Here is a 22,670-nt window from a genome sequence, read left to right on the forward strand (position 1 = left end):
AACAAGACCCATCTAAATACGGTTACCTTACAAAAAAGGTATAAATTTATAAGCTGTTTTTAGCAGCTAAGTAATCGCTGCGTTACTTTTGATTGAGGGTTTTGAAAAACATCTTCAGTCGGGCCGTATTCAACTACTTCGCCTTTATCGAGTACAACCACATAATCACTGATATGACGCACTAGGCTTAAATGATGGGTGATCAGGACGTACGTAAGGCCTGTATCGCGCTGCAGCTTAAGTAATAAATTCACTATTTGCGCACGTATAGAAGGGTCTAAAGACGAAACGGCTTCATCGAGCACAATCACCTTAGGATCTAAAATTAATGCGCGAGAAAATGCTACACGTTGTAATTGCCCCACACTAAACATATGCGGGTAGTAGTGTTTATGATCGATTAACAAACCCACCTTTGAGAGCGTTGCATCAATCTTCTCAGTTCGTTCGGCTTCATCAAGCTCAGTATTATATTGCAGGCAATCATCAAGCATTTCGCCAATGGTTAACCCCGGGTTGAGCGATGCAGCAGAGTCTTGAAAAATCATACGAATATGGCGACATTGATTATCGCGTACGCCATTGTCTTCAATAATATTATTTTCGAGCAAAATTTGCCCGCTATCAGCAGTATCAGCTCCTGAAAGTAGTTTTGCTAACGTACTTTTACCTGCACCTGTTTCACCAATTATGGCTATACTTTCGCCTTTACCCACAGAAAATGAAATATTCTTAAGTACTTCAAATTTTTTACGTGAAAAAAGCCCAGCTCGCACATTAAATGTTTTTGATAGCGCTTGTACTTTAAGTAGCGGCTGCATTATTTCATGTCCTTAATTAACGGAAAATGGCACGCATAACTATGACCATGATGCTTAGTTAGGGTGGGAGTTACCACGCAGGCTTTTTGCGCTTGCGGGCAGCGCGGCCCGAGGCGGCAGCCAATAGGTAAATGTTGCAGGGTAGGGATAGTTCCTTTAAGGGCATAAAAAGGTTCTTTATGCGCTAAACCTTGTTCGTAGTCTGGCAAACTTTTTAATAAGGCTTGCGTGTATGGATGGCGAGGCTGTTTAAATATTTCATGAGTTGGGCCTGCTTCAACCATTTGCCCGCAATATAAAACATGAATACCATGCGACCAATGTGCAATCTCTTCAAGTTCATGAGAAATCATTAAAATAGACATGTTTTTAAGCTGGTTTAAGCTTTTTAATAACCTAAATACTTGTGCGCGAGTTGTGCTTTCAAGCGCTGTAGTTGGCTCATCAGCTATTAATAACTTAGGCGTGCGAGCAATGGCCATCGCAATCATTACTTTTTGGCATACGCCTTCGGAGAGCTCATGGGGGTAACTACTTAGTACCGCTTCGTGGTTTTTAATACCCACTTTATGAATAAGTGCTTTTACTCTGTCTTTTCTTTCGCGGTTGCGTTTTAAAAAGAAACCTTTAGTTGCTACCTCAGGGAGTGTTTCGGCAATTTGATCAAATATTTTAGCGGTTGGGTCAAGGCAGCGGCTTGGATCTTGATAGATCATCGCTATATCTTGGCTTACTATTTTACGGCGCTTTTCTGGGCTTAAACGCATTAAGTCTACGCCGCGCCAATGTATACGGTCGGCAGTAATATCCCAGCGTTCGTTCAATACACCAATAATCGCTTTTGCTATTAGGCTTTTACCAGAGCCAGACTCGCCTACAAGCGCATGTACTTCGCCTTCTTTTAAGCTAAAACTCACTCTGTCTACGGCTCTAATTACAGTTTCAGAGGTACGTAGTTCAATTGTTAAGTTACGAACATCGAGTAATTGCATTTAATCAGCCTTACGTGCTTTAAGCACTTGTCGCAGGCCATCGCCTACTAAATTAGTAGATAACACGGCTAAAAATAACAGCACACCAGGTAGCGCTACAGTCCACGGCGCTAAATAAATAAGGCCTAGGTTTTCGGCTAATATTGCGCCCCATTCGGTCGTTGGTGGCTGAGCCCCTAATTTTAAAAATCCCAGTGCTGAAATATCTAATATAGCGGTAGAAAGCGCCATCGTGAATATAACCACAATATGCTCATAAATATTAGGGAAAATACCGCGCGATATAATATGCCAATTAGATGCGCCATCGAGTTTAAACGCAGTAATGTAGTCTTTACTTAATTCATCAACAATCAGGTTACGCACTGAGTGAATAAACTGCGGCAGTAACGCTAAAATAATGGCCCATACGGTATTCATTAAACCTGGGCCGAGTATGGCGATTATGATTATTGCCAATAACAAAGAAGGAATAGAAAGCGTTATATCAAGTAAATGATTTAAAAAGCTTGAACGCAGCCCTTTACTAATCCCTGCAAAAGTACCTACTAATACACCAAAAATAGTGGTGATTAGGGCGGCTACAACAGAAAGGCCAAACGTATACGTAGCCCCATTCATTAAGCGCGAGAGTACATCACGGCCTAAATCATCGGTACCTAAAAGAAAGCGTACATCGCCCATTTCTCGCCACGATGGTGGAATAAGTAGTGCATCACTGTGTTGTTGATTTACACCATACGGGGCTAAAAAAGGAGCGGTGGCGGCTAATAGTGCAAACGCTATAAATATCCATAAACCAACCAAAGCAGGGTGGTTATTTTTAAACTTTCGCCAAAGTCGCGCGAGTGGCGATTTATTCGACTCTTCAGAAAATAAATTAAACTTTGCCATGAGCCTGATTCCGCGAGAGTGGATCGAATAAAGTGTAAGTAAGTTCAGCTGTAATAGAAGCTAAAATAACAAATAAAGATACCGCCATTAATCCGCCTTGAATTGCAGGAAAGTCACGCTGATAAATACTATCGATTAGCCATCGGCCAATACCCGGCCACGAAAAAATAACTTCGGTAATCATCGCAAGCGTTATTAGCGTACTAAATTGCAAACCAATTTGCTTAATTACCGGCAGTAATGCATTACGCAGTGCATGGTGCATGATAAGTTGACGGCGGTTAAGGCCTTTTGCCCTAGCTGTTTTAATAAAGTTTTGATCCATTACTTTAAGCATCGACTCGCGAGTAAAGCGCACTAATACCGTGGTTGGATACATAGCCAGTACAATAGTCGGAAGTGTTAAGTGGCGCAGCGCATCAATAAAAGCCATGCCTTTATACGGAAAGCCAGCAAGTGCAATATCAATTAAAATAAACCCAGTATTTGCGGGTATTTCGTAAAGTAGTCCCATTCTGCCCGACATAGGAAACCAGCCAAGCTTTAATGAAAAAACCATAATTAACAATAATGCGAGCCAAAATACAGGCATCGAATACCCAACCATAGTGGTCGAGTTTATAAGCTTGTCGGGCCAACGTTTATGATAGCCAGAGCCTAAAATACCCGAAGGTACACCAACAACAACCGATACAATTAAAGCATAAATACTTAGCTCTAAAGTGGCCGGTAGCAAATCAACAATATGGCTAAAGACGCTGTTACCCGAGGCAAACGAAAACCCCCAATCACCCTGAAATATTCGCCCTAAAAAGGCAATGTATTGCATAAAGTAATTGCTGTTGTATAAATATTTGTCTTCAAGCTCACTATGCTGTGCAAAGTTACTGCTCGGTATGCCACTTAAATTACTGAGTGGATCACCAGGAAATAAATACGCTAGCGAAAACGTAAATACACTAAGCATTAGTATCATAAAAAGGAATAAACCAAGGCGGCGTAAAATATAATCTAAGATCATTATTTTTTCCTCGCATTGGCAAGCGAAATAGCGCCAAACGGGCCAAGTGTTATGCCTTCCACATCGGCGCTACTCGCTTGAAAGCGCAGGCCATGAGCAATAGGCAATAACGGCAGCTCTTTAATAATCAAACTTTGTGCATCGTCGTAGTATTTTTTACGTTTGTTTAAATCAGTGGTGTCGAGTGCTTGAGTAAGCAATAAATCAAATTGGGGATTACACCAGTTTGCTGGGTTTTTGCCACTAAAAGTAGCGGTACAACTGAGCAGTGGGCTAAAAAAGTTATCAGGATCGGGTGTATCTGCCGCCCAACCAAGTAACACGCTGTCGTGCCTGTGCTCGCCAATACGCTGAATAAACGTGTTCCACTCATATTCTACAATGCTTACATTAACGCCCACTTTGCGTAAATCACTTTGCATAAGCTCAGCCATTTTACGTGCGTTAGGGTTATAAATACGACTCACAGGCATAGCCCATATTGTCATATCAAAGCCATCAGGTAAGCCTGCTTCAATAAGTAACTTTTTAGCAAGTTCTGGATCAAACGTAGGAATATCTTCTTGTGGCTCAAACGCCCAAGAGGTTGGTGGCAAAATAGATTGTGCGCGAGTACCGTTACCGTAATAAACCGCCTGCATTATTTTATCTACATCTATTGCATGCGCGAGTGCTTGGCGTACGCGTAAATCGTCAAATGGGGCACGTTCTGTATTAAACGCCCAATAACCTATGTTTAAGTTTGTTTCTTTTTCGATATTTATATCATCGCGTTGCGCTAAAATACTTAATTGCGCACTACTTGGGTGAGCCGTTACATCGCACTCTTTAGTCAGCATTTTGGCTATGCGCGCAGTGCCATTAGGCGTTATGTCGTAAACGAGTTGCTCAAGTGCTACATCGTGCTTCCAATAAAGTGGATTACGGTAAAAGCGTACAAGGTGATCTCGACGATATTCTTTATAAATATACGGACCGGTACCAATTGGGTACTGATCAAATAAGTTTTCTTGATTGTTTTTCTTAAGTTTCATGGCGTATTCTTCTGAAAGCACCACAGCAAAGTCGGTAGCCATATTGGCTAAAAAGCTACTTTCAGGATTAAACAATTCAAAACGGACTTGATAGTCAGACACGCGGACAATTTTACGAATAAGTTGATCAATCCCCACACTTTGAAAATACGGGTAATTGGCATCGCCCACAAAGTGATATGGATTGTATACATCGAATAATCGGCTAAAGGTAAATATAACGTCGTCGGCGTTAAAATCCCGCGAGGGGGTAAAATAAGAAGTAGTATGAAACTTTACATCTTTACGCAGGGTAAAGGTAACCGATTTACCATCTTTACTAATTTTCCAATCGGTTGCCAGCTCACTTTGAAACTCTGCCGTAACAGGGTCAATGCTAATTAGACGGTCGTATAATTGGTTAGCAATTATATCAATAGTTGAACCGGTGGTCGTGACTTGCGGATTAAACGACACAGGGTTGGCTTCAGCGCAGTAAACTAAGCCTTGGTTTTTTTCTTCTATGATTTCTTCTTTGCTATCAAGGCAACCAACTAAAGTGGTGGCAAGCAAAACAAGTAATAATTTATGCACCCGCATAACCTCTGACTATTGTTGATCCAACAAGTTGTATTTTTTAAGATAACCACGTAATTGATGATACGTTAAACCAAGTACTTCTGCAGTTTTCTTTTGATTAAATTGGCTATGTTCGAGCGCTTTATTAATCATGTTTATTTCAAAGTCGTTTGAACGTTCTTTTAAGCTACACGGAAATTGAATATCAAGGGTTATATCTGCGCTTGCTTGAGCAATCGGCTGCGCAACCACAATAGGCTCGGCATTAACAGTTTGAGCCGCTACAGGTGCTTTAATGCGCGCTTTTGGTCTAAATGGGCTGTCGAATGGGTCTAAAATAATCTGGTGAACGGGGATATGTTCACTACCATGGCGATACAAACTGCGTTCAACGACATTTTTAAGTTCGCGAATATTACCAGGCCAATCATAACTAAGCAGTGTTTCTGTTGCGCTTCGGGTAAAACCGCTAAAGAGTTCCCATTCTAAATCGCGCGCCATATTCATCGCAAATTGTTCAGCAAGCAGCATAATATCGTCTTGGCGTTCGCGCAGTGGCGGCAGGGTAATTACATCAAAGGCGAGGCGATCGAGTAAGTCACTTCTAAATTCACCTTGCTCAGCTAAATAAGGAAGATCTTCGTTTGTAGCACACACTAAGCGTGTATCTACTTTTACAGTTTGTTTGCCGCCAACACGCTCAAACTCACCGTATTCTATAACGCGCAGCAGTTTTTCTTGTACCATAGCGGAGGTGTTAGCTAATTCATCTAAAAACAGTGTGCCGCTATTAGCGCGTTCAAAACGACCTTCGTGGCGTTTACTTGCCCCAGTAAAGGCACCGCTTTCGTGGCCAAACAATTCACTTTCGAGCAGGTTTTCGTTAAGCGCTGCACAGTTAAGCTTTACGTAGTTTTGATCCCAGCGTTTTGATAAAAAGTGTAAGCGTGCTGCTATTAGCTCTTTACCTGTGCCGCGTTCACCAATAATAAGTACCGGTTTATCTAAATTAGCCAGTTGCGATACCTGATCTAATACAGACAGGAAGCTATCTGATTGGCCGAGTAAATTATCCTGTTGGCGATATTGGCTCATATTTCCTAACTCTTGGTCATTTTTACTAACAGTTAGTGTATTTCATAAATAGGGATAACTAAAGAAATTTGTATATTTAGTTTAACGTAATGAAAATAAAGTGTATTTTAACTTTTAAAAAGTTGGCAAGCATATTGATACTAGTTATAGCAGACTAACTAAGTTTTAATTACAGAGGTAAATGTTATGGGAATTTTTTCACGTTTTGCAGATATTGTTAATTCTAATATCAACGCCATTTTAGATAAAGCAGAAGACCCAGAAAAAATGGTTCGTCTGATTATTCAAGAAATGGAAGATACGCTTGTTGAAGTACGTTCTACATCAGCTAAAACATTAGCTGAGAAAAAAGAAATCGTACGCCGCCTAGATACACTTAAAGCACAAGTAAGTGATTGGCAAGATAAAGCCGAGCTGGCTTTAAGTAAAGACCGCGACGATTTAGCGCGTTCAGCCTTACTTGAAAAGCAAAAGTCTGCAGATGCAGTTACTTCAGTAGCGAGTGAACTTGAACATGTAGAGTCTCATATCGAGAAACTACAACAAGAAGTAACGACACTACAAGAAAAGCTAGCAGATGCGAAATCACGTCAAAAGGCAATTATACTTCGCCAACGTTCGGCTGAGTCGCGCCTTGAAGTGAAAAAGACACTTGATAGCTCAAAAGTAGAAGACGCACTTAATCGCTTTGAACGTTACGAAACTAAAATTGATGGACTAGAATCTCAAATTGAGTCTTACGATTTAGGTAAAAAAACGTTAGCGGACGAAATTGCTAATCTACAAAAAAATGAAAAGATAGATGATGAGCTAGCCGAACTTAAAAAGAAGCTAGCTGATAAATAACTTATAAAGGGGTACTTAAAGTACCCCACTGCTTAAAAACATCAAAACGGATTGTCAGGAGAGGATTATGTTTGATCCAGAGATACTAGTTGCACCATTTATCTTGTTTATGATTTTTGTTGCACCGCTGTGGTTAATTTTACACTACCGTAGCAAAAAACAAGTAAGCCAAGGTTTAAGTGAACACGAACATCGCCAGTTACTTGAGCTTGCACATAAAGCCGAAAAAATGGCCGACAGAGTCGAAACACTAGAAGCATTGCTTGATCAAGAGTCACCACAATGGAGACGCAAAGTATGAGTGCCAAACGCGAATTATTAAGAGACCCACAACGCGGTAAAATAGCCGGCGTATGTGCGGGATTAAGTGACTACTTTAATATGGAGTTATGGTTAGTTCGCATTATATTTGTTAGTGCGGTACTGCTAACGGGTGGCCCATTATTTGTGGTAGCGTATATTGCAGCCTGGTTTATTTTAGATAAAAAAGAGCCCGCGACAGCGCAAACTAACAGCTCAACTAAACATGACGATCCACTAGAAGTAAAATTTAAAGTATGGCAAAAGGGCGAGCCACCGCGCCGCGCATTGCAAGATTTAAAAGAGCGTTTAACGCGTGTAGATACTCGCCTTCAAGATATGGAGCGCCATGTTACTTCAAGTGAGTTTACGGTGAGCCGTGAAATTAACAAACTTTAAAGGATTTAATAGCACCTTATTTGCAGCGTGATAAATTACGGCAAATTAGGTGCAAGACACTTTATGAGCCAATCATTTGCAAAAAAGACCTTTAAAAGTATTAAAGGCAAAGCACAAAAAGCCCTTCATCGCAGTTTAGACCAACACGTAAAACTTGCCGTAACAGGCCTAAGTGGTAGTGGTAAAACAGCCTTTATTACCGCGCTTGTTAAACACTTAACAACCCAAGCGGACGATAAAAACTTACCTTTTTTTGATGTAATGCGCGAGCATCGCCATGTTGCCACTAAAGTTGTGCCGCAAGAGGCGTTAAAAGTCCCTACATTTAATTATACGCGCGCGCTAAGTTCATTATTACCCAGCGATGGGATGCCTACGTGGCCTGCATCAACCGAGCGTATTAATACACTACGCTTAGCAATAAAGTATCAGAGTAATGCAGGGCTGCGTGGGCACTTTTCGCCGCAATCAACGCTTTATTTAGATATTATTGACTACCCGGGTGAATGGCTTCTTGATTTACCTATGCTTGAACAAAGCTATTCTCAATGGTGCGAACAGCAATATCCGTTACTAACTCAGCCTTCGCGTGTAAATACATCAAGTGATTTTCTAGCTGCTGTTGAGCAACTTGATTTAAATGCGCCTGTAGATGAAAACGCACTTGCTCATATTGCTCAGCTTTATCAAAGCATGTTAGTAGGGCTTAAAAAAGATACCAAACTTGCCATGTTACAACCCGGGCGCATGCTTATGCCTGGCGACTTACAAGGCGCGCCATTGTTATTGTTTTTTCCGGTATCGGGTGAAATAAACAGTGACAATGTCGTTGCGGGGTCTAATTTAGCGCATTTAATTAAGCGTTTTAACGCCTATATAAAAGAAGTTGTAAAACCATTTTATAATGAGCATTTTAGGCACTTTGACCGCCAAATTGTACTTGTCGATGTACTTAGTGCGCTAAACGAAGGGCACGAAACACTACAAGAGCAAAGCAGTGTAATAAACCAATTACTCGCGCACTTTAACTATGGTGAGTCAGGCTTTTTTAAACGTTTATTTAAACCAAACATAGATAAAATATTATTTGCAGCTAATAAGTCAGACCACATAAGTGCAAAACACCATAAAGATTTAGCACTGCTGCTTGATTCGCTCGTGCATGAACAGAGTAATCATTTAAAGTTTGATGGTGTGCAAATAGAAACCATGGCTATGTCGTCAATTACAGCAACGCAGCCGCGCCAAATTACCGACAAAGGCCAAGCGCTTGATTGCATTTACGGTAAACCATTAAACGAGCCTGATTGGCTTACGTATTTACCGCCGCAGCCTCCCACGCGGATGCTAAATAAAAGTGAGTGGCCAGCACAGGGATTTGAGTTTTTATCGTTCTCTCCAATGCCGAGCCCCGATAAACAACTAAAACATATTCGATTAGATCATGTCATGCAGTACCTGCTAGGAGACAAATTAACATGAGTGAGTCAAACCAACCATTTCAAGCAGGGCGTCGTATAGATACGCAAAGCATTGAGCAAAACGAACCCGTTTTAGCACCTGCAAAAATTATTCAGCACGGACAAAGTGATTACGAAGAACTTGAAGATGAAGCATTAGAGCCCGAAATTGATCTTGAGCCTGTGTACAAAAAGTCAAAGTGGCAAACGCTTAAAGGTGTGTTTGCTATTAGTTTTATAGTACTGGTGCTTTTAGAGTTTGCGTACTCGTTAGTATTTGCTTTCGAGCAGTCAATTATTTTAGGCAGTGTTTATTTAACTGCGGTTGTAAGTGGTGTGCTGCTAATAGGGCGCTTATTGTGGCGAGAGTACCGAATGCTGCGCAGTTTAAAGCGTAACCAATTGCACCGAGTTGAAGCCGACAGGCTTTTAAACAGCGAGCAAGTAGGTGGTGCATTACCTTGGCTCGAAAAGCTAAATAAACACCAAGAGCTTGATAACTTTGAAACCTTTAAAAACCAAGTAGCGATGCATCACAGCGACAAAGAAATCATGACGCTGTACGCCAATAGTTTATTAATAACCCAAGACACCAAAGCTAAAAAGCTTATAAATCGTTTTGCGACTGAATCTGCACTGCTAGTTGCCCTAAGCCCACTTGCGCTGGTTGATATGATGGCTGTGCTTTGGCGCGGTACTAAACTGATTGAACAAATTGGTAAAATTTACGGCATTGGTTTTGGCTACGCAAGCCGTATAAAGCTATACCGCATGCTAATAAAACAAGTAATGTTTGTAGGCAGTGCAGAGCTTGTATCTGACCTTGCTGCAACTGCATTGAGTGCTGAGCTATTAGGTAAGCTTTCGGGACGGGCTGCGCAGGGCGTAAGCGCGGGTATTTTTACTGCACGTATTGGTTACAAAGCAATGGAGCTTAGCCGCCCATTACCACGGCTTGAGAACAAACGCAGCTTACTAAAAGGCACTGTGCAAAGCATCGCAGGTAAAATTATGAGCCGTAAAAAGGCGGAGTCAACGCAGTAAGGGTAGTGGCAATATTTGTGTACAAACATGAGCTGCACGGTTTTTACACAAATAGCCATCTGAGCATCCGGCATGCTTGCTGTTTGTAAGCGCATACGTTTTGATTGTTGAATCGCAAAAACATAATAATCAAAAAACGAGCCTACAATGAGCAAGCATCATATAAACACCCAATGTATTCACGGACCACAAAAAGCAAACGACCCGCACGGCGCACTTACTTCTCCTTTGTATCAAACCTCTACCTTTCATTTTGAAAACGCCGCACAAGGTGCTGCGCGTTTTGCAGGCGACGAACCTGGCTATATCTATACGCGCTTAGGAAACCCCACAACCACAGAGCTTGAACAAAAAGTTGCCCAACTAGAGAGCTGTGAAGCCGCAGCTGCAACCGCAACAGGTATGGGGGCAGTATCAGCCTCAGTACTGAGCTTTTTATCGCAGGGAGATCACCTTGTTGCCTCAAGTGCTTTGTATGGTTGTACCTTTGCGTTTTTCTCGCATATGTTGCCGCGCTGGGGAATCGAAGTCACGTTTGTTGATATGACCAACGAGGACGAACTACGCGCTGCCATTAAACCTAATTCAAAAATGATATTTGTAGAAACGCCAATTAACCCCACTATGGCGGTTATTGATTTGGCACTGATTGGCGCAGTTGCTAAAGAGCACAATTTAATTAGTGTGGTCGACAACACCTTTTTAACGCCGCTACTGCAATCGCCTAAAAAATACGGTATCGACATTATAATGCACAGTGCGACCAAGTACTTAAACGGCCATGGTGATGTAGTAGCGGGTATTGTATGTGGATCGCTTGAGCACATAACACACATTAAAATGACCGTACTAAAAGATATTGGTGCAACCATAAGCCCGCACGATGCATGGCTAATTAATCGAGGCCTAAAAACACTCGCTATTAGAATAGAGCGCCATTGTCAAAGCGCACAAATAATAGCTGAATATCTAGAAGCGCACCCACAAGTAAGTACCGTATATTACCCTGGGCTTAAATCGCATCCAGGTTATAAGTTTATTGGTAACCAAATGAAAGCCGCTGGTGGTGTTATTGCATTTGAAATAAAAGGTACGCTACAAGATGGCGCGCAATTTATTGATAGTATGAAACTTTGTACACTTGCTGTAAGCCTAGGCGACGCTGAAACACTGATTCAGCATCCTGCATCTATGACCCACTCGCCTTATACGCCAGAGGAGCGAGCTGCCGCTGGAATAAGTGATGGGCTGATCAGGCTCTCGGTTGGGCTTGAAGATGTTAACGACATTATTAGTGATTTAAACCAAGCTTTCACTCAAATTGGCTAGGTGTATTTAATTGTGTACGTGAAAAGTCAGGCTGCAGGCCTTTAATTTAAGGCCTGTATTTTTAATGTTCCACAGGTGTAATTATAAATTTACGATTGTAGTGATCGTGCCAAATACTGATGTTAGCCTATCTATTAAACTTTTCTTCACTTTTGCATAGTATGGGGTCATTCGATATTCAATAGATTTGAGTATCACACTGACACCGATTTAGGGCACACACCCAAGAAGGTACTTATGGCTAAAGCAAGTAAATACACATCCAAAACACCAGACGAAAATGGTGTTATACATTGGAGTGATGAAGAAAATAAAATTTGGTCTGAGCTTGTAGCACGCCAACTTGCGTGCATAGAAGGCAAAGCCTGCAATGAGTACATGCAAGGGTTAAAAAAGATTAACCTGCCGCACGATCGTATTCCTCAGTTAAGCGAACTAAACGAAGTATTGCTAGCCACTACTGGGTGGCAAGTTACGCCAGTACCTGCGCTTATCGACTTTGATGAGTTTTTTAGATTACTGGCAAACAAGCAGTTTCCGGTAGCTACATTTATTCGTAGCCGCGAAGAATTTGACTACCTACAAGAGCCAGATATTTTTCATGAAATATTTGGCCATTGCGCCATGCTAACTAATCCTGACTTTGCCGAGTTTACGCATAAGTACGGGCAATTAGGTTACGCAGCGCAGAAAAAGGACCGTGTATACCTTGCGCGTATATACTGGTTTACGGTTGAATTTGGTTTAATGCAAACCGAAGATGGCCTGCGTATTTACGGCGGCGGTATTTTATCAAGCCCAGGTGAAACCCAGTACGTATACTCAAACACCCCAGAAATCAGCCCAATGAATGTGCTTGATGTACTGCGTACGCCGTACCGTATTGATATTATGCAACCACAGTACTACACCATAAATTCGATTCATGATCTGTTTGATATATCGCAAATGGATATTATGACTTTGGTTGAGCGAGCTAAAGAGCTTGGCTTGCACGACCCAAAATTTCCACCAAAAGAAAAATTAGCCAGTTAAACATTAATGCTAAAAAAGCTAAAAGTAAGGATTTAGAATGTCTTCATTAAGTGCACAAAAATGCGAAGCCTGTCATGTCGATGCGCCAAAAGTATCTGACGAAGAGTTAGCGCAATTAATTACTAAAATCCCAGACTGGGTACCAGAAGTACGCGACGGCATTATGCAGCTTGAGCGTGTTTATAAATTTAAAAACTTTAAACAGGCTATCGCGTTTACTAACAAAGTAGGCGACATGGCAGAAGACGAAGGCCATCATCCAGGTTTATTAACCGAGTGGGGCAAAGTAACGGTTACATGGTGGAGCCATTCAATTAAAGGCCTACACAAAAACGATTTTATTTGCGCAGCTAAAACTGACGACGTATTTAACGCGCTGTAAACCACACTAATTGAGCAAACCAACAAAAGCACTTATTTTTATAAGTGCTTTTTTGGTTTTGGGAGATTTTTTGGTAGGTTGGGTTGAGTGAAACGAAACCCAACGAACCTCTAATGACCTTATTTACTTCGGCGCTTGTTTTACCACCAATATTTTTTTGGCCTAGATTAAAAGATTCCTTTTTTCTTTATACGTTTGTATTTTTAGTGATATTTTAGAGCTAATAACTAGCTTCAGAGTAAAAGTTAATGGAAAAGGCGATCAAGGATGACAAGATTTCTGACTTTAGAGATCTGGTAAATTCCAATTCAAGTTTTGTTTATAACACTTATCATAATAAAAATGACAAAAACCAATGGAATCTAATTTGTTCTTGTATGGACTGGATCACTGTATCGATTAGGTATTTACAACATACCCCAGGATTTGAGGAAAATATTGATGTGCGTGTAATGCAGATGTTTTCTTTAATTTCTGCGATAGATCTCGTTTCAGAAGCAATAACCCAACTACACCGAGTGTTTATAAACCCGAGGACTCTGCCTTTCTCCGGCGAAAAGGAGTGTTTTACAAATCGTTTATTTGATGAGGACGACAACAGCTACTTCAAATCAATAAGAGCGTCATTTGGTGCTCACCCTGTAAATTTGAATCATTCAGACTGTAAAAGGTTTGCTAGTTGGCCTTATGATGACCACATGGATAATGATGAGCTTACTGTTAACTTATATAGCAATAAAGTGGGTGAGAGTGATTTAGTTATGGTTCTTAACTCTAACGAACTATTTTGTTTCCTTCTTAAGAGATACAACTATCTGGATGTTCTATCTCAAGCAATAACAAAATTATTTAACGATTTTAAGCTGATTTTAACTAAGCAGCCTATAGAAACTAAAGCATCCTATTTAGAGCAGTTATATATTTTAAAAAATGAGTCTGAGATAAGATTAAACAATGATTATTATAATGATGTTATTGATAATTTAATTATGGTTTACGAAGCCGAGCCTTTAGAGCCAGATCTTGAAATTAAGGCTGCTAATTACAGAAGGTCGTTAGAGTTATTAATTGATGAAATAAAAATAAATCTCCAATTGATGAATATTATAGATTTAGATAATGACGGACTTCTTGAGCCTAAATCAGATTTAAGTCGAAAGCTAAGTTATGAGTTAGGGAAGTTTTATAGTTGGCTGCATGAGAGTCGCTACGATCCATTAGCTAATCATTACCTAAAAAGATTTAATGAAGAAACAGACTACATATATGACTTTAAGATAGAAGATCCAGTTAATACGTTATTCATTAAGACAAAAATAATGCTGCTTGATTGAGAGTTTATTGCCATAAACAAAAAAGCTCTAAACCAAAGGCTTAGAGCTTTTCTATATACAAGTAAAGTTCAGCTAAAACACCTAACTTCAACGTATCGTTGGGTTTCGTTTCACTCAACCTAACCTTCGATTACTCATCAATTGAGCGGAGTAGGGCGTTTATGCCTACTTTTTCGCGTGTTTGCTTGTCTACTTTTTTCACGATGATTGCAGCGTAAAGGCTGTGGGTGCCATCTTTTGACGGTAGTGCGCCTGGAACAACTACTGCGCCTGCTGGTACGCGGCCGTAGTGAATTTCGCCAGTTTCGCGGTCATAAATACGGGTGCTTTGGCTGATGTAAACGCCCATTGAAATTACAGCGCCTTCTTCAACAATTACGCCTTCCACAATTTCAGAACGTGCGCCAATAAAGCAGTTGTCTTCAATGATGGTTGGGTTAGCTTGTAGAGGCTCTAAAACGCCGCCTATGCCAACGCCACCTGATAAATGCACGTTCTTACCAATTTGTGCACACGAGCCTACAGTCGCCCATGTATCAACCATGGTGCCGTCGTCAACGTAGGCGCCAATGTTTACGTACGATGGCATAAGTACAACGTTTTTACCTACAAAGCTGCCTTTACGTGCTACTGCGTTTGGTACTACGCGCATACCGCCTTGCTGAAACTGCTCTGGGGTGTAGTCGCTAAATTTAAGCGGTACCTTGTCGTAAAACTGGTTTACGCCATCGTTCATTGGTTGGTTGTCGCGAATACGAAACGACAGTAACACTGCTTTTTTAAGCCACTGGTGTACAACCCATTCACCTGATTTTTTTTCAGCAACGCGTGCAGCGCCGCTATCAAGTAAATCAAGTGCGTCGATAATAGCGTGTTTTACGTCGCTTGATACTGTGCTTGGGCTAATGCTATCGCGGTTGTCCCATGCGTTTTCGATCATCGTTTTTAAATCTGACATGTGTGTCCTCTATTCTGTTTCGGCGTTGAATTTTTTACGTAATGCCTGATGAATTTTTGCTTGCTCTTCATCAGTCAGCGCTTGGTATTCGTTATTAGATACAACAAAGAAATCCTCGGCACGTTCACCTACTGTGGTAATACGGGCAGCGTGAATGTGTAGTAAATGCGCTTGGAAAACTTCGGCTATTTTGGTTAGTAAACCTTGAATATCGACGGCTTGAATTTCTATTAAGCTACGATCTTTGCGTGCATGTGGGCGCAGTACAATTTTAGGTTTAATATTAAAATCTTTAAAGCGTTGAGTTCGGCTCTTTTTAAAGCGAATTTTTTTACGCGGATCGCTTAGTGCTTGCTCAAGCCCACGTTTAATTGATTGCGCTCTACCACTGGCTATAGGGTCGCCGCTCACTTCAAGTATTACAAAGCTAAACAGTATATAACCGTCTTTTGTGGTCAGTACTTGGGCGTGTTGTATTTGTGCTTTTTTAGAGCCAATTACGCTCACTAATCTGGCAAATAATGCGCCAGAGTAAGGGCTGTATACAAATACTTGCGTACCGCCATGCATCGCTTTGTTAGACACAATAACACTGGGTTGGCTTAAGTCGGGGCTATTTAATAAATGCTCGGTTTGCCATGATATTTGCTGTTCACTAAAAGCGGTATAATAGTTGGCTTTAAAGCGGCTCCAAATTAAATCAATTTGTTCCTCTTGATAACCTAAATTAAGTAGACGCTGTTTAGCTTGATGCTTTTTGTCGCGAATTTGGTCGCGTTGATCCATTGGGTTTTCGAGCCCTAAGCGTAGTGCGCGTTGCGTGTGTAAATAAAGCTCACGCAGTAGGGTGTTTTTCCAATCGTTCCATAAGTTGTCGTTGGTTGCACGTATGTCGGCAACGGTTAAACAATATAGATAGTCGAGTTGGCGCTCTGTTTTAATACGTGTAGCAAAGTCTTTTATTACAGCTGGGTCGTTAATATCTTTACGCTGTGCGGTAACCGACATAAGTAAATGGTTACTTACAAGCCATGCTACTAGCTTAGCATCAGCCGATGAAAAGCCATGCAATTTAGCAAAAGCTATGGCATCAACAGCGCCAAGTTCTGAATGGTCGCCACCTCGGCCTTTAGCAATATCATGAAAAATACCGGCTAAATAAAGTAACTCTGGTTTATCCATTCGAGTAACTATTTCACTACAAATAGGAAACTCGCTAATGCCTGTTTTATCAAAGTATTCGTAAATATTTTTGATTAACTTATGGGTGTGCTCATCAACGGTATAAGCATGAAATAAATCAAACTGCATTTGCCCAAATATATTACGCCACTGTGGTAGGTAAGCGGCAAGCATGCCGTGCTTGTGCATCAGCGTAAATGCGCGTCCCATGCCATTAGGGTGTTTAACTAAGCGTAAAAATGCTTCACGGCAGGCTGCGTAATCTTGTAAGTCACCCAATAAACGACGGCGCACCTGGCGAATGGTACGAATAGTGCTTGGGTAAATATGCGTTATTGCTGGGTTATCGGCTATGTGTTCAAACAATACAAAGAGTTGGTCGCGTCTAAAAAATACCGACGGATCTTTTACGCGTATTTGATGGCCCACTTGTTCAAAGTTTCTGTCGAGTTCTATCACCGTTTTTTCACTACTTTCGGGCATTATACTTTGTTCAAAGTATGAAAGTAGCATTTGGTTAAGCTCGCGCACGCGGCTCATTATTCTAAATAAGCGTTTCATCATACGCTCGACGGAGGCTTTGCCGTCGCTACCAAAACCTAAAATTTCAGCGGCTTGCGGTTGATGATCAAACAATAAACGGTTTTCGGCTCGACCTGCAGCTAAATGCAGTGCAAAGCGAATATTCCATAGGTTTTCTAGGCACTCAGAAAGCTCTTGAAACTCTTCGTGAGTTAAGTATCCGTGACTTATTAATTCTTGCAGGGTTTCGGTTCTAAAATGCTTTTTTGCCACCCAAATAATAGTTTGTAAGTCGCGCAGACCACCAGGGTTTTCTTTAATGTTTGGCTCAAGGTTATACGCGGTGCCGTGGCACTTTCTGTGGCGTAAGTTTTGCTCTTGAACTTTAGCAGTAAAAAATTCACCTGAGCGCCATACTGGCGTTTCAAGAATATGCATTTTGAGCTTTTCAAACTCAATGTGGTTACCAAAAATAAGGCGGCTTTCGAGCAAGCTGGTGGCAAAAGTAACATCTTCACGTTTTTGCTCAATGGCTTGTTCTATGGTGCGCACGCTGTGACCTATCTCTAAGTTGAGATCCCATAGCATGGTGACAAACTGGCCTATTTTTTCGCATATTTCTTCGCTTGGCGGTTTAGTTACAAGCAATAAAAAGTCGATGTCGGAGTAGGGATGTAGCTCGCCACGTCCGTATCCGCCTACAGCAATTAGCGCTAAATCAGGCTCATGCGCTAAGTCGTAAACATGAAACAGCTTTATGAGTAGGCGGTCAATAAACTCAGCCCGGGCATTAATTAAATTCCCAACCGGTTGTTTAGAAAACTCGTTATGTAGCCATTTATAAAAATAGCTAGAACAATCGCGATAATCACTAAGTTGCTCAGCATCGCTGAGCAACTTTTTTACTTTGTTGGGTAATGCCACGTGGGCTGGCTCCTTGTAGAACCTTTATTTTGATAAGTACTTTTATCAAATGGTTCGGTTTTTATTAGTGTTCGATAATCCTGTCGATTGTATCATCTGATCGTAGCGTTAAAATTTCAACACCATTTTCAGTCACTAATAAAGTATGTTCCCACTGCGCAGACAAACTACGGTCGCGTGTAACTACTGTCCAATCATCTTTAAGAAGCTTACATTGGCGTTTACCCGCATTAACCATAGGTTCAATAGTTAAACACATACCTGCTTTTAAGGCTTCGCCAGTACCGGCTTTACCGTAATGCATTATTTGTGGTTCTTCATGAAATCCTGCGCCAATACCATGGCCGCAATACTCACGTACAATTGAGTAATTAAAGCTCTCTGCATATTTTTGAATTGCTTCACCAATATCACCTAAGCGCACACCTGGTTTTACCATTTTGATAGCAAGGTATAAGCTTTCTTGCGTTACTTCTGCAAGACGTTTACCTTGAATATTTGGTGTACCAACGTGGAACATTTTAGATGTGTCACCGTGGTAACCATCTTTAATGACCGTTACGTCAATATTTACGCTGTCGCCTTCTTTTAATGCTTTGTCATTTGGAATTCCGTGACAAATAACATGATTAACTGACGTACAAACTGATTTTGGAAAGCCATGATAATTTAATGGAGCAGGGATTGCTTGTTGCACATTAACAATATAATCATGACAAATTGTATTTAGCTCATCGGTGGTAACACCTGGCACTACATGAGGGCCGATCATTTCAAGTACATCGGCCGCTAAGCGCCCAGCTACGCGCATTTTCTCTATTTCTTCAGGGGTCTTGATAATAGCGCTCATTGAGGCTCCAAAGTTGAGTTTTTAACATTTGTCGCAGAACAAATTTTGCACGCGACGTTGAGTATTTAATTTTAATATGGTATAAAGCGCGCCGTCTTTTTACAAATAAATTCTTAAATGATTTTTTGTATTTAAGGCAAACACAATTTTATTTTAACACACACACGTATCGTCACATACACTTGGGTGCATTTGAAGTTTAATTACTTCGGTGTTGGTGCTATGGGATATGTGGAGGCCTAACCCTAAACAACTATAGAGGATCTATAAAATGGCAAACGTTTCAATGCGCGATATGCTTCAAGCTGGTGTTCACTTTGGTCACCAAGCACGTTACTGGAACCCTAAGATGAAGCCTTTCATCTTCGGCACACGTAACCGTGTACATATCATCAACCTTGAGCAAACTGTACCAATGTTCAACGACGCACTTAAGTTTTTATCAGGTGCTGCAGCAAACAAAGGTAAAGTTCTTTTCGTTGGTACTAAGCGCGCAGCAAGCGACGCAGTTAAATCAGCTGCTTTAGAAAGCGACCAGTTCTTCGTAAATCACCGTTGGTTAGGTGGTATGTTGACTAACTGGAAAACTGTACGTCAATCAATCAAGCGTCTTAAAGACCTTGAAGCACAAAGCCAAGACGGAACTTTCGAGAAGTTAACTAAGAAAGAAACGTTAACGCTTAACCGCGAAATGGAAAAGCTTGAAAAGAGCCTTGGTGGTATCAAAAACATGGGCGGTCTTCCAGACGCGCTTTTCGTTATCGATGCTGACCACGAGCACATTGCTATCCGTGAAGCAAACAACCTAGGTATTCCAGTTGTTGCAATCGTAGATACTAACTCTAACCCAGACGGTGTTGATTACATCGTACCTGGTAACGATGATGCTATCCGTGCTGTAAGCCTTTACACTAGCGCTGTTGCAGCTGCTATTACTGAAGGCCGCGAGAATAACATCGTTGCTCAAGCTGAGAAAGACGATTTCGTTGAAGCTGAGTAATTAGCTGTCATCAAGTCTTCATCTTTTTAAGGTGAAGACTTGCTATTCTTGTCGAGCGGGTAACCCGCTTATCTAACCTGATTTCAGATTTGAGGATTTACTAATGGCTGTAACTACTGCCCTAGTTAAAGAATTACGCGAGCGCACAGGCGCTGGCATGATGGATTGTAAAAAAGCGTTAACTGAGACTGATGGCGACATCGAGTTAGCGATTGAAAACATGCGTAAAAGTGGCGCTGCTAAAGCTGCTAAAAAAGCAGGTAACATTGCTGCTGAAGGTACTATCATCATCAAGCAAAACGCGGGTGTTGCAGTACTAGTAGAAGTTAACTGTCAAACAGATTTCGTTGCAAAAGACGTAAGCTTCTTAGCATTTGCTAATAAAGTTGCTGACGCTGCAATTGCTGACACTATCTCTATCGAAGACTTACAAGCTAAGTTTGAAGAAGACCGTGTTGAGCTAGTTACTAAAATTGGCGAAAACATCAATGTACGTCGTTTACAGTATGTAACTGGTGAAAACCTAGTTGAGTACCGTCATGGCGATCGTATCGGTGTTGTTGTTGCTGGTGTTGCTGATGAAGAAACACTTAAGCACGTTGCAATGCACGTTGCTGCATCTAGCCCTGAATACCTAACACCTTCAGATGTACCTGCTGACGTTGTTGCTAAAGAAAAGCAAGTACAAATCGAAATCGCGATGAATGAAGGCAAGCCTGCTGAAATCGCTGAGAAGATGGTTGTTGGCCGTATGAAAAAATTCACTGGTGAGGTTTCTCTTACTGGTCAAGCTTTCATCATGGAGCCTAAGAAAACTGTTGGCGATATTCTTAAAGAGAAAAACGCAACAGTTACTAGCTTCGTACGTGTAGAAGTTGGTGAAGGCATCGAGAAGAAAGAAGAAGATTTTGCTGCTGAAGTTGCTGCTCAAATCGCTGCTGCTAAAGCTAAGTAAGATTACTATTTGTGAAGCAAAAGGAAATTAGATGCAATTAAAGTACTATTTGGTTTTGCTTCGCAGCTAGAAATTCTTTAAAATAACCGCGCTTTTATGTTTAACATAAGCGCGGTTATTTTTTATCCATAATTCAATAAAAGTTGGCCCCAATACTATGATTATCAATCGCAAACCTATTTTTAGACGTGTTCTTCTCAAATTAAGTGGTGAAGCTTTAATGGGAGACGCAGGCTTTGGCATCGACCCTAAAGTTTTAGATCGTATGGCTCAAGAAATTAAAGAGCTAGTAGAACTCGACGTAGAAGTGGGTTTAGTTATTGGTGGAGGTAACTTTTTACGCGGTGGATCACTTGCAGAAGCAGGTATGAACCGCGTAGTAGGCGATCACATGGGTATGCTTGCAACGGTTATGAATGGCCTTGCAATGCGTGATGCGCTACACCGTGCATTTGTAAACTGTCGTTTAATGTCGGCTATTCCGCTTAATGGTGTATGTGACGCTTATAATTGGGCTGAAGCAATTAGCTTATTAAAAACTGGTCGCGTTGTTATTTTTGCAGCCGGTACAGGTAATCCGTTTTTTACTACCGATTCTGCTGCGTGTTTACGCGGTATCGAAATTGAAGCGGATACTGTAATTAAAGCGACTAAAGTTGATGGCGTATACAGTGATGACCCTGTTAAAAATCCAGATGCGACGCTTTATACCCATTTAAGCTACAATGAAGTTATTGACAAAGAATTAAAAGTTATGGATTTAGCGGCGTTTACTCTAGCTCGCGATCATAAAATGCCATTGAGCGTATTTAACATGAATAAATCAGGCGCGCTAAAACGCGTAATTATGGGTGAAGCGGAAGGAACACTTATTTCTTCACAAGCCTCAGATGAAATAATCAAATAATTAGGATTAAACCGTGATTAACGATATTCAAAAAGACGCGCAAGCGCGCATGCAAAAAAGTGTAACTGCACTAGGTAGTCAACTATCTAAAATTCGTACTGGCCGTGCACACCCTGCAATTTTAGATGGCATTATGGTGTCGTACTACGGTGCACCAACGCCTTTAAACCAAGTTGCTAACGTAACAATTGAAGATTCTCGTACACTGGCTATTGGTGTGTTTGATAAGTCTTTAGCGCAAGCTGTTGAAAAAGCAATTATGGCGTCTGACTTAGGTTTAAACCCTATGTCAGCAGGTACTGTTATTCGTGTACCACTTCCTCCTCTTACTGAAGAGCGTCGTAAAGATTTAATTAAAATTGTACGCGCTGAAGTAGAAGGCGGTCGTGTTGCTATTCGTAACATTCGTCGTGATGCTAATGGCGATGTAAAAAGTTTATTAAAAGAGAAAGACATTTCTGAAGATGAAGCGCGTCAATCAGATGATGCAATTCAAAAGCTTACTGATAAGTTTATTAAAGAAATGGATACTCTATTAGCGGCTAAAGAAACAGAATTGATGGAAATCTAAGTAAGGTCCTGTCTATCTTTCGAGGTTGAATTTGCAGCAGTGTGTTTGGTTTTTAGGTAAGGCAGAGCCTATGTTGTGTGGTTATTCCCCATAATTAGGCGATAACGATGCATAAAATCCAAACATGCGCTGCCCAAAGGGTTCTGCCTAGGGGCGATTAACTCTTTGTTGCCTACATGGATGTCATAGGTAGGTACTTAAGAAAAATTTTAAGTGCAGCCTTAAAAATTTGGCTCTACCCCATATTGAAATACGCC

22 protein-coding genes are annotated in these 22,670 nt (G+C 41.1%); 13 read left to right on the top strand and 9 right to left on the bottom strand.

Annotated elements, in window-relative coordinates:
- Positions 1 to 59: 59 nt before the first annotated feature.
- From I6F53_RS02000 to pspF, 6 genes are read right to left on the bottom strand one after another with little or no spacing between them, the layout of a single operon-like run.
- Positions 60 to 821: an ATP-binding cassette domain-containing protein gene (locus tag I6F53_RS02000; RefSeq protein ID WP_197238312.1), complete on the bottom strand. Its 762-nt coding sequence runs from the start codon at positions 819 to 821 to the stop codon at positions 60 to 62.
- Positions 821 to 1,813, bottom strand: a complete 993-nt coding sequence (locus tag I6F53_RS02005; RefSeq protein ID WP_166421609.1) for a peptide ABC transporter ATP-binding protein — start codon at positions 1,811 to 1,813, stop codon at positions 821 to 823. Before I6F53_RS02005 ends, I6F53_RS02000 begins: the two co-directional genes overlap by 1 nt.
- The gene (locus tag I6F53_RS02010; RefSeq protein WP_166421610.1) at positions 1,814 to 2,707 is read right to left on the bottom strand and encodes an ABC transporter permease subunit; all 894 of its coding nucleotides are present in this window, start codon (positions 2,705 to 2,707) and stop codon (positions 1,814 to 1,816) included.
- Positions 2,694 to 3,728 carry an ABC transporter permease gene (locus I6F53_RS02015; protein WP_166421611.1) on the bottom strand — a complete coding sequence of 345 codons (1,035 nt, stop codon included), beginning with the start codon at positions 3,726 to 3,728 and terminating at the stop codon, positions 2,694 to 2,696. Before I6F53_RS02015 ends, I6F53_RS02010 begins: the two co-directional genes overlap by 14 nt.
- Entirely contained in the window at positions 3,728 to 5,335 is a 1,608-nt protein-coding gene (locus tag I6F53_RS02020; RefSeq protein WP_165740564.1) for an ABC transporter substrate-binding protein, read from the bottom strand. Before I6F53_RS02020 ends, I6F53_RS02015 begins: the two co-directional genes overlap by 1 nt.
- Before the next feature lie 15 nt (positions 5,336 to 5,350).
- Positions 5,351 to 6,415, bottom strand: a complete 1,065-nt coding sequence (gene pspF / locus I6F53_RS02025; protein ID WP_165728517.1) for a phage shock protein operon transcriptional activator — start codon at positions 6,413 to 6,415, stop codon at positions 5,351 to 5,353.
- Between the two features lie 186 nt (positions 6,416 to 6,601).
- Between pspF and pspA the strand changes: the two genes are divergently transcribed.
- The 9 genes from pspA to I6F53_RS02070 all read left to right on the top strand — a co-directional run bounded on the left by pspA (position 6,602) and on the right by I6F53_RS02070 (position 14,544).
- Positions 6,602 to 7,261, top strand: a complete 660-nt coding sequence (pspA, locus tag I6F53_RS02030; protein ID WP_197160136.1) for a phage shock protein PspA — start codon at positions 6,602 to 6,604, stop codon at positions 7,259 to 7,261.
- Positions 7,262 to 7,328: 67 nt separating this feature from the next.
- On the top strand, positions 7,329 to 7,562 hold the full coding sequence (pspB, locus tag I6F53_RS02035; RefSeq protein ID WP_024612319.1) for an envelope stress response membrane protein PspB: 234 nt from the start codon (positions 7,329 to 7,331) through the stop codon (positions 7,560 to 7,562).
- On the top strand, positions 7,559 to 7,960 hold the full coding sequence (gene pspC / locus I6F53_RS02040; RefSeq protein WP_197178589.1) for an envelope stress response membrane protein PspC: 402 nt from the start codon (positions 7,559 to 7,561) through the stop codon (positions 7,958 to 7,960). The genes pspB and pspC overlap by 4 nt, the downstream gene beginning before the upstream one ends.
- Before the next feature lie 63 nt (positions 7,961 to 8,023).
- A complete protein-coding gene (locus I6F53_RS02045) occupies positions 8,024 to 9,442 on the top strand; it encodes a YcjX family protein (protein ID WP_197119481.1) in 1,419 nt (472 codons plus the stop codon).
- Positions 9,439 to 10,464 carry a TIGR01620 family protein gene (locus tag I6F53_RS02050; RefSeq protein ID WP_166421616.1) on the top strand — a complete coding sequence of 342 codons (1,026 nt, stop codon included), beginning with the start codon at positions 9,439 to 9,441 and terminating at the stop codon, positions 10,462 to 10,464. The genes I6F53_RS02045 and I6F53_RS02050 overlap by 4 nt, the downstream gene beginning before the upstream one ends.
- Before the next feature lie 147 nt (positions 10,465 to 10,611).
- Entirely contained in the window at positions 10,612 to 11,793 is a 1,182-nt protein-coding gene (gene megL, locus I6F53_RS02055; protein WP_197178587.1) for a methionine gamma-lyase, read from the top strand.
- 237 nt (positions 11,794 to 12,030) lie between these two features.
- The gene (gene phhA / locus I6F53_RS02060) at positions 12,031 to 12,828 is read left to right on the top strand and encodes a phenylalanine 4-monooxygenase (protein WP_165740569.1); all 798 of its coding nucleotides are present in this window, start codon (positions 12,031 to 12,033) and stop codon (positions 12,826 to 12,828) included.
- A gap of 37 nt (positions 12,829 to 12,865) precedes the next feature.
- Positions 12,866 to 13,210 (top strand): 4a-hydroxytetrahydrobiopterin dehydratase, encoded by a 345-nt coding sequence (locus I6F53_RS02065; RefSeq protein ID WP_002958326.1) that lies wholly within the window; start codon positions 12,866 to 12,868, stop codon positions 13,208 to 13,210.
- Between the two features lie 248 nt (positions 13,211 to 13,458).
- A complete protein-coding gene (locus tag I6F53_RS02070; RefSeq protein WP_197238313.1) occupies positions 13,459 to 14,544 on the top strand; it encodes a hypothetical protein in 1,086 nt (361 codons plus the stop codon).
- A gap of 130 nt (positions 14,545 to 14,674) precedes the next feature.
- Here I6F53_RS02070 and dapD read toward each other — a convergent pair whose 3' ends face one another.
- From dapD to map, 3 genes are all read right to left on the bottom strand, one after another.
- Positions 14,675 to 15,502 (bottom strand): 2,3,4,5-tetrahydropyridine-2,6-dicarboxylate N-succinyltransferase, encoded by an 828-nt coding sequence (gene dapD, locus I6F53_RS02075; protein ID WP_197238314.1) that lies wholly within the window; start codon positions 15,500 to 15,502, stop codon positions 14,675 to 14,677.
- A gap of 9 nt (positions 15,503 to 15,511) precedes the next feature.
- The gene (gene glnD, locus I6F53_RS02080) at positions 15,512 to 18,130 is read right to left on the bottom strand and encodes a [protein-PII] uridylyltransferase (RefSeq protein WP_197160161.1); all 2,619 of its coding nucleotides are present in this window, start codon (positions 18,128 to 18,130) and stop codon (positions 15,512 to 15,514) included.
- A gap of 64 nt (positions 18,131 to 18,194) precedes the next feature.
- Complete coding sequence (gene map, locus I6F53_RS02085; protein ID WP_165739365.1) at positions 18,195 to 18,980, bottom strand: type I methionyl aminopeptidase; 786 nt, start codon at positions 18,978 to 18,980, stop codon at positions 18,195 to 18,197.
- 271 nt (positions 18,981 to 19,251) lie between these two features.
- Between map and rpsB the strand changes: the two genes are divergently transcribed.
- The 4 genes from rpsB (at position 19,252) to frr (ending at position 22,413) form a co-directional block, all read left to right on the top strand.
- Entirely contained in the window at positions 19,252 to 19,980 is a 729-nt protein-coding gene (gene rpsB, locus I6F53_RS02090; RefSeq protein ID WP_166421110.1) for a 30S ribosomal protein S2, read from the top strand.
- A 103-nt stretch (positions 19,981 to 20,083) separates the two neighbouring features.
- A complete protein-coding gene (tsf, locus tag I6F53_RS02095; RefSeq protein ID WP_007580981.1) occupies positions 20,084 to 20,935 on the top strand; it encodes a translation elongation factor Ts in 852 nt (283 codons plus the stop codon).
- Between the two features lie 157 nt (positions 20,936 to 21,092).
- Positions 21,093 to 21,842: a UMP kinase gene (gene pyrH / locus I6F53_RS02100; RefSeq protein WP_166421109.1), complete on the top strand. Its 750-nt coding sequence runs from the start codon at positions 21,093 to 21,095 to the stop codon at positions 21,840 to 21,842.
- Positions 21,843 to 21,891: 49 nt separating this feature from the next.
- Positions 21,892 to 22,413, top strand: coding sequence for a ribosome recycling factor (gene frr, locus I6F53_RS02105; RefSeq protein WP_231609641.1), 522 nt, complete (start codon positions 21,892 to 21,894; stop codon positions 22,411 to 22,413).
- Positions 22,414 to 22,670 lie beyond the last annotated feature (257 nt).

Origin of the sequence: Pseudoalteromonas sp. SWN29 (assembly GCF_015864465.1) — a bacterium.
Classification (GTDB): Bacteria; Pseudomonadota; Gammaproteobacteria; order Enterobacterales; family Alteromonadaceae; genus Pseudoalteromonas.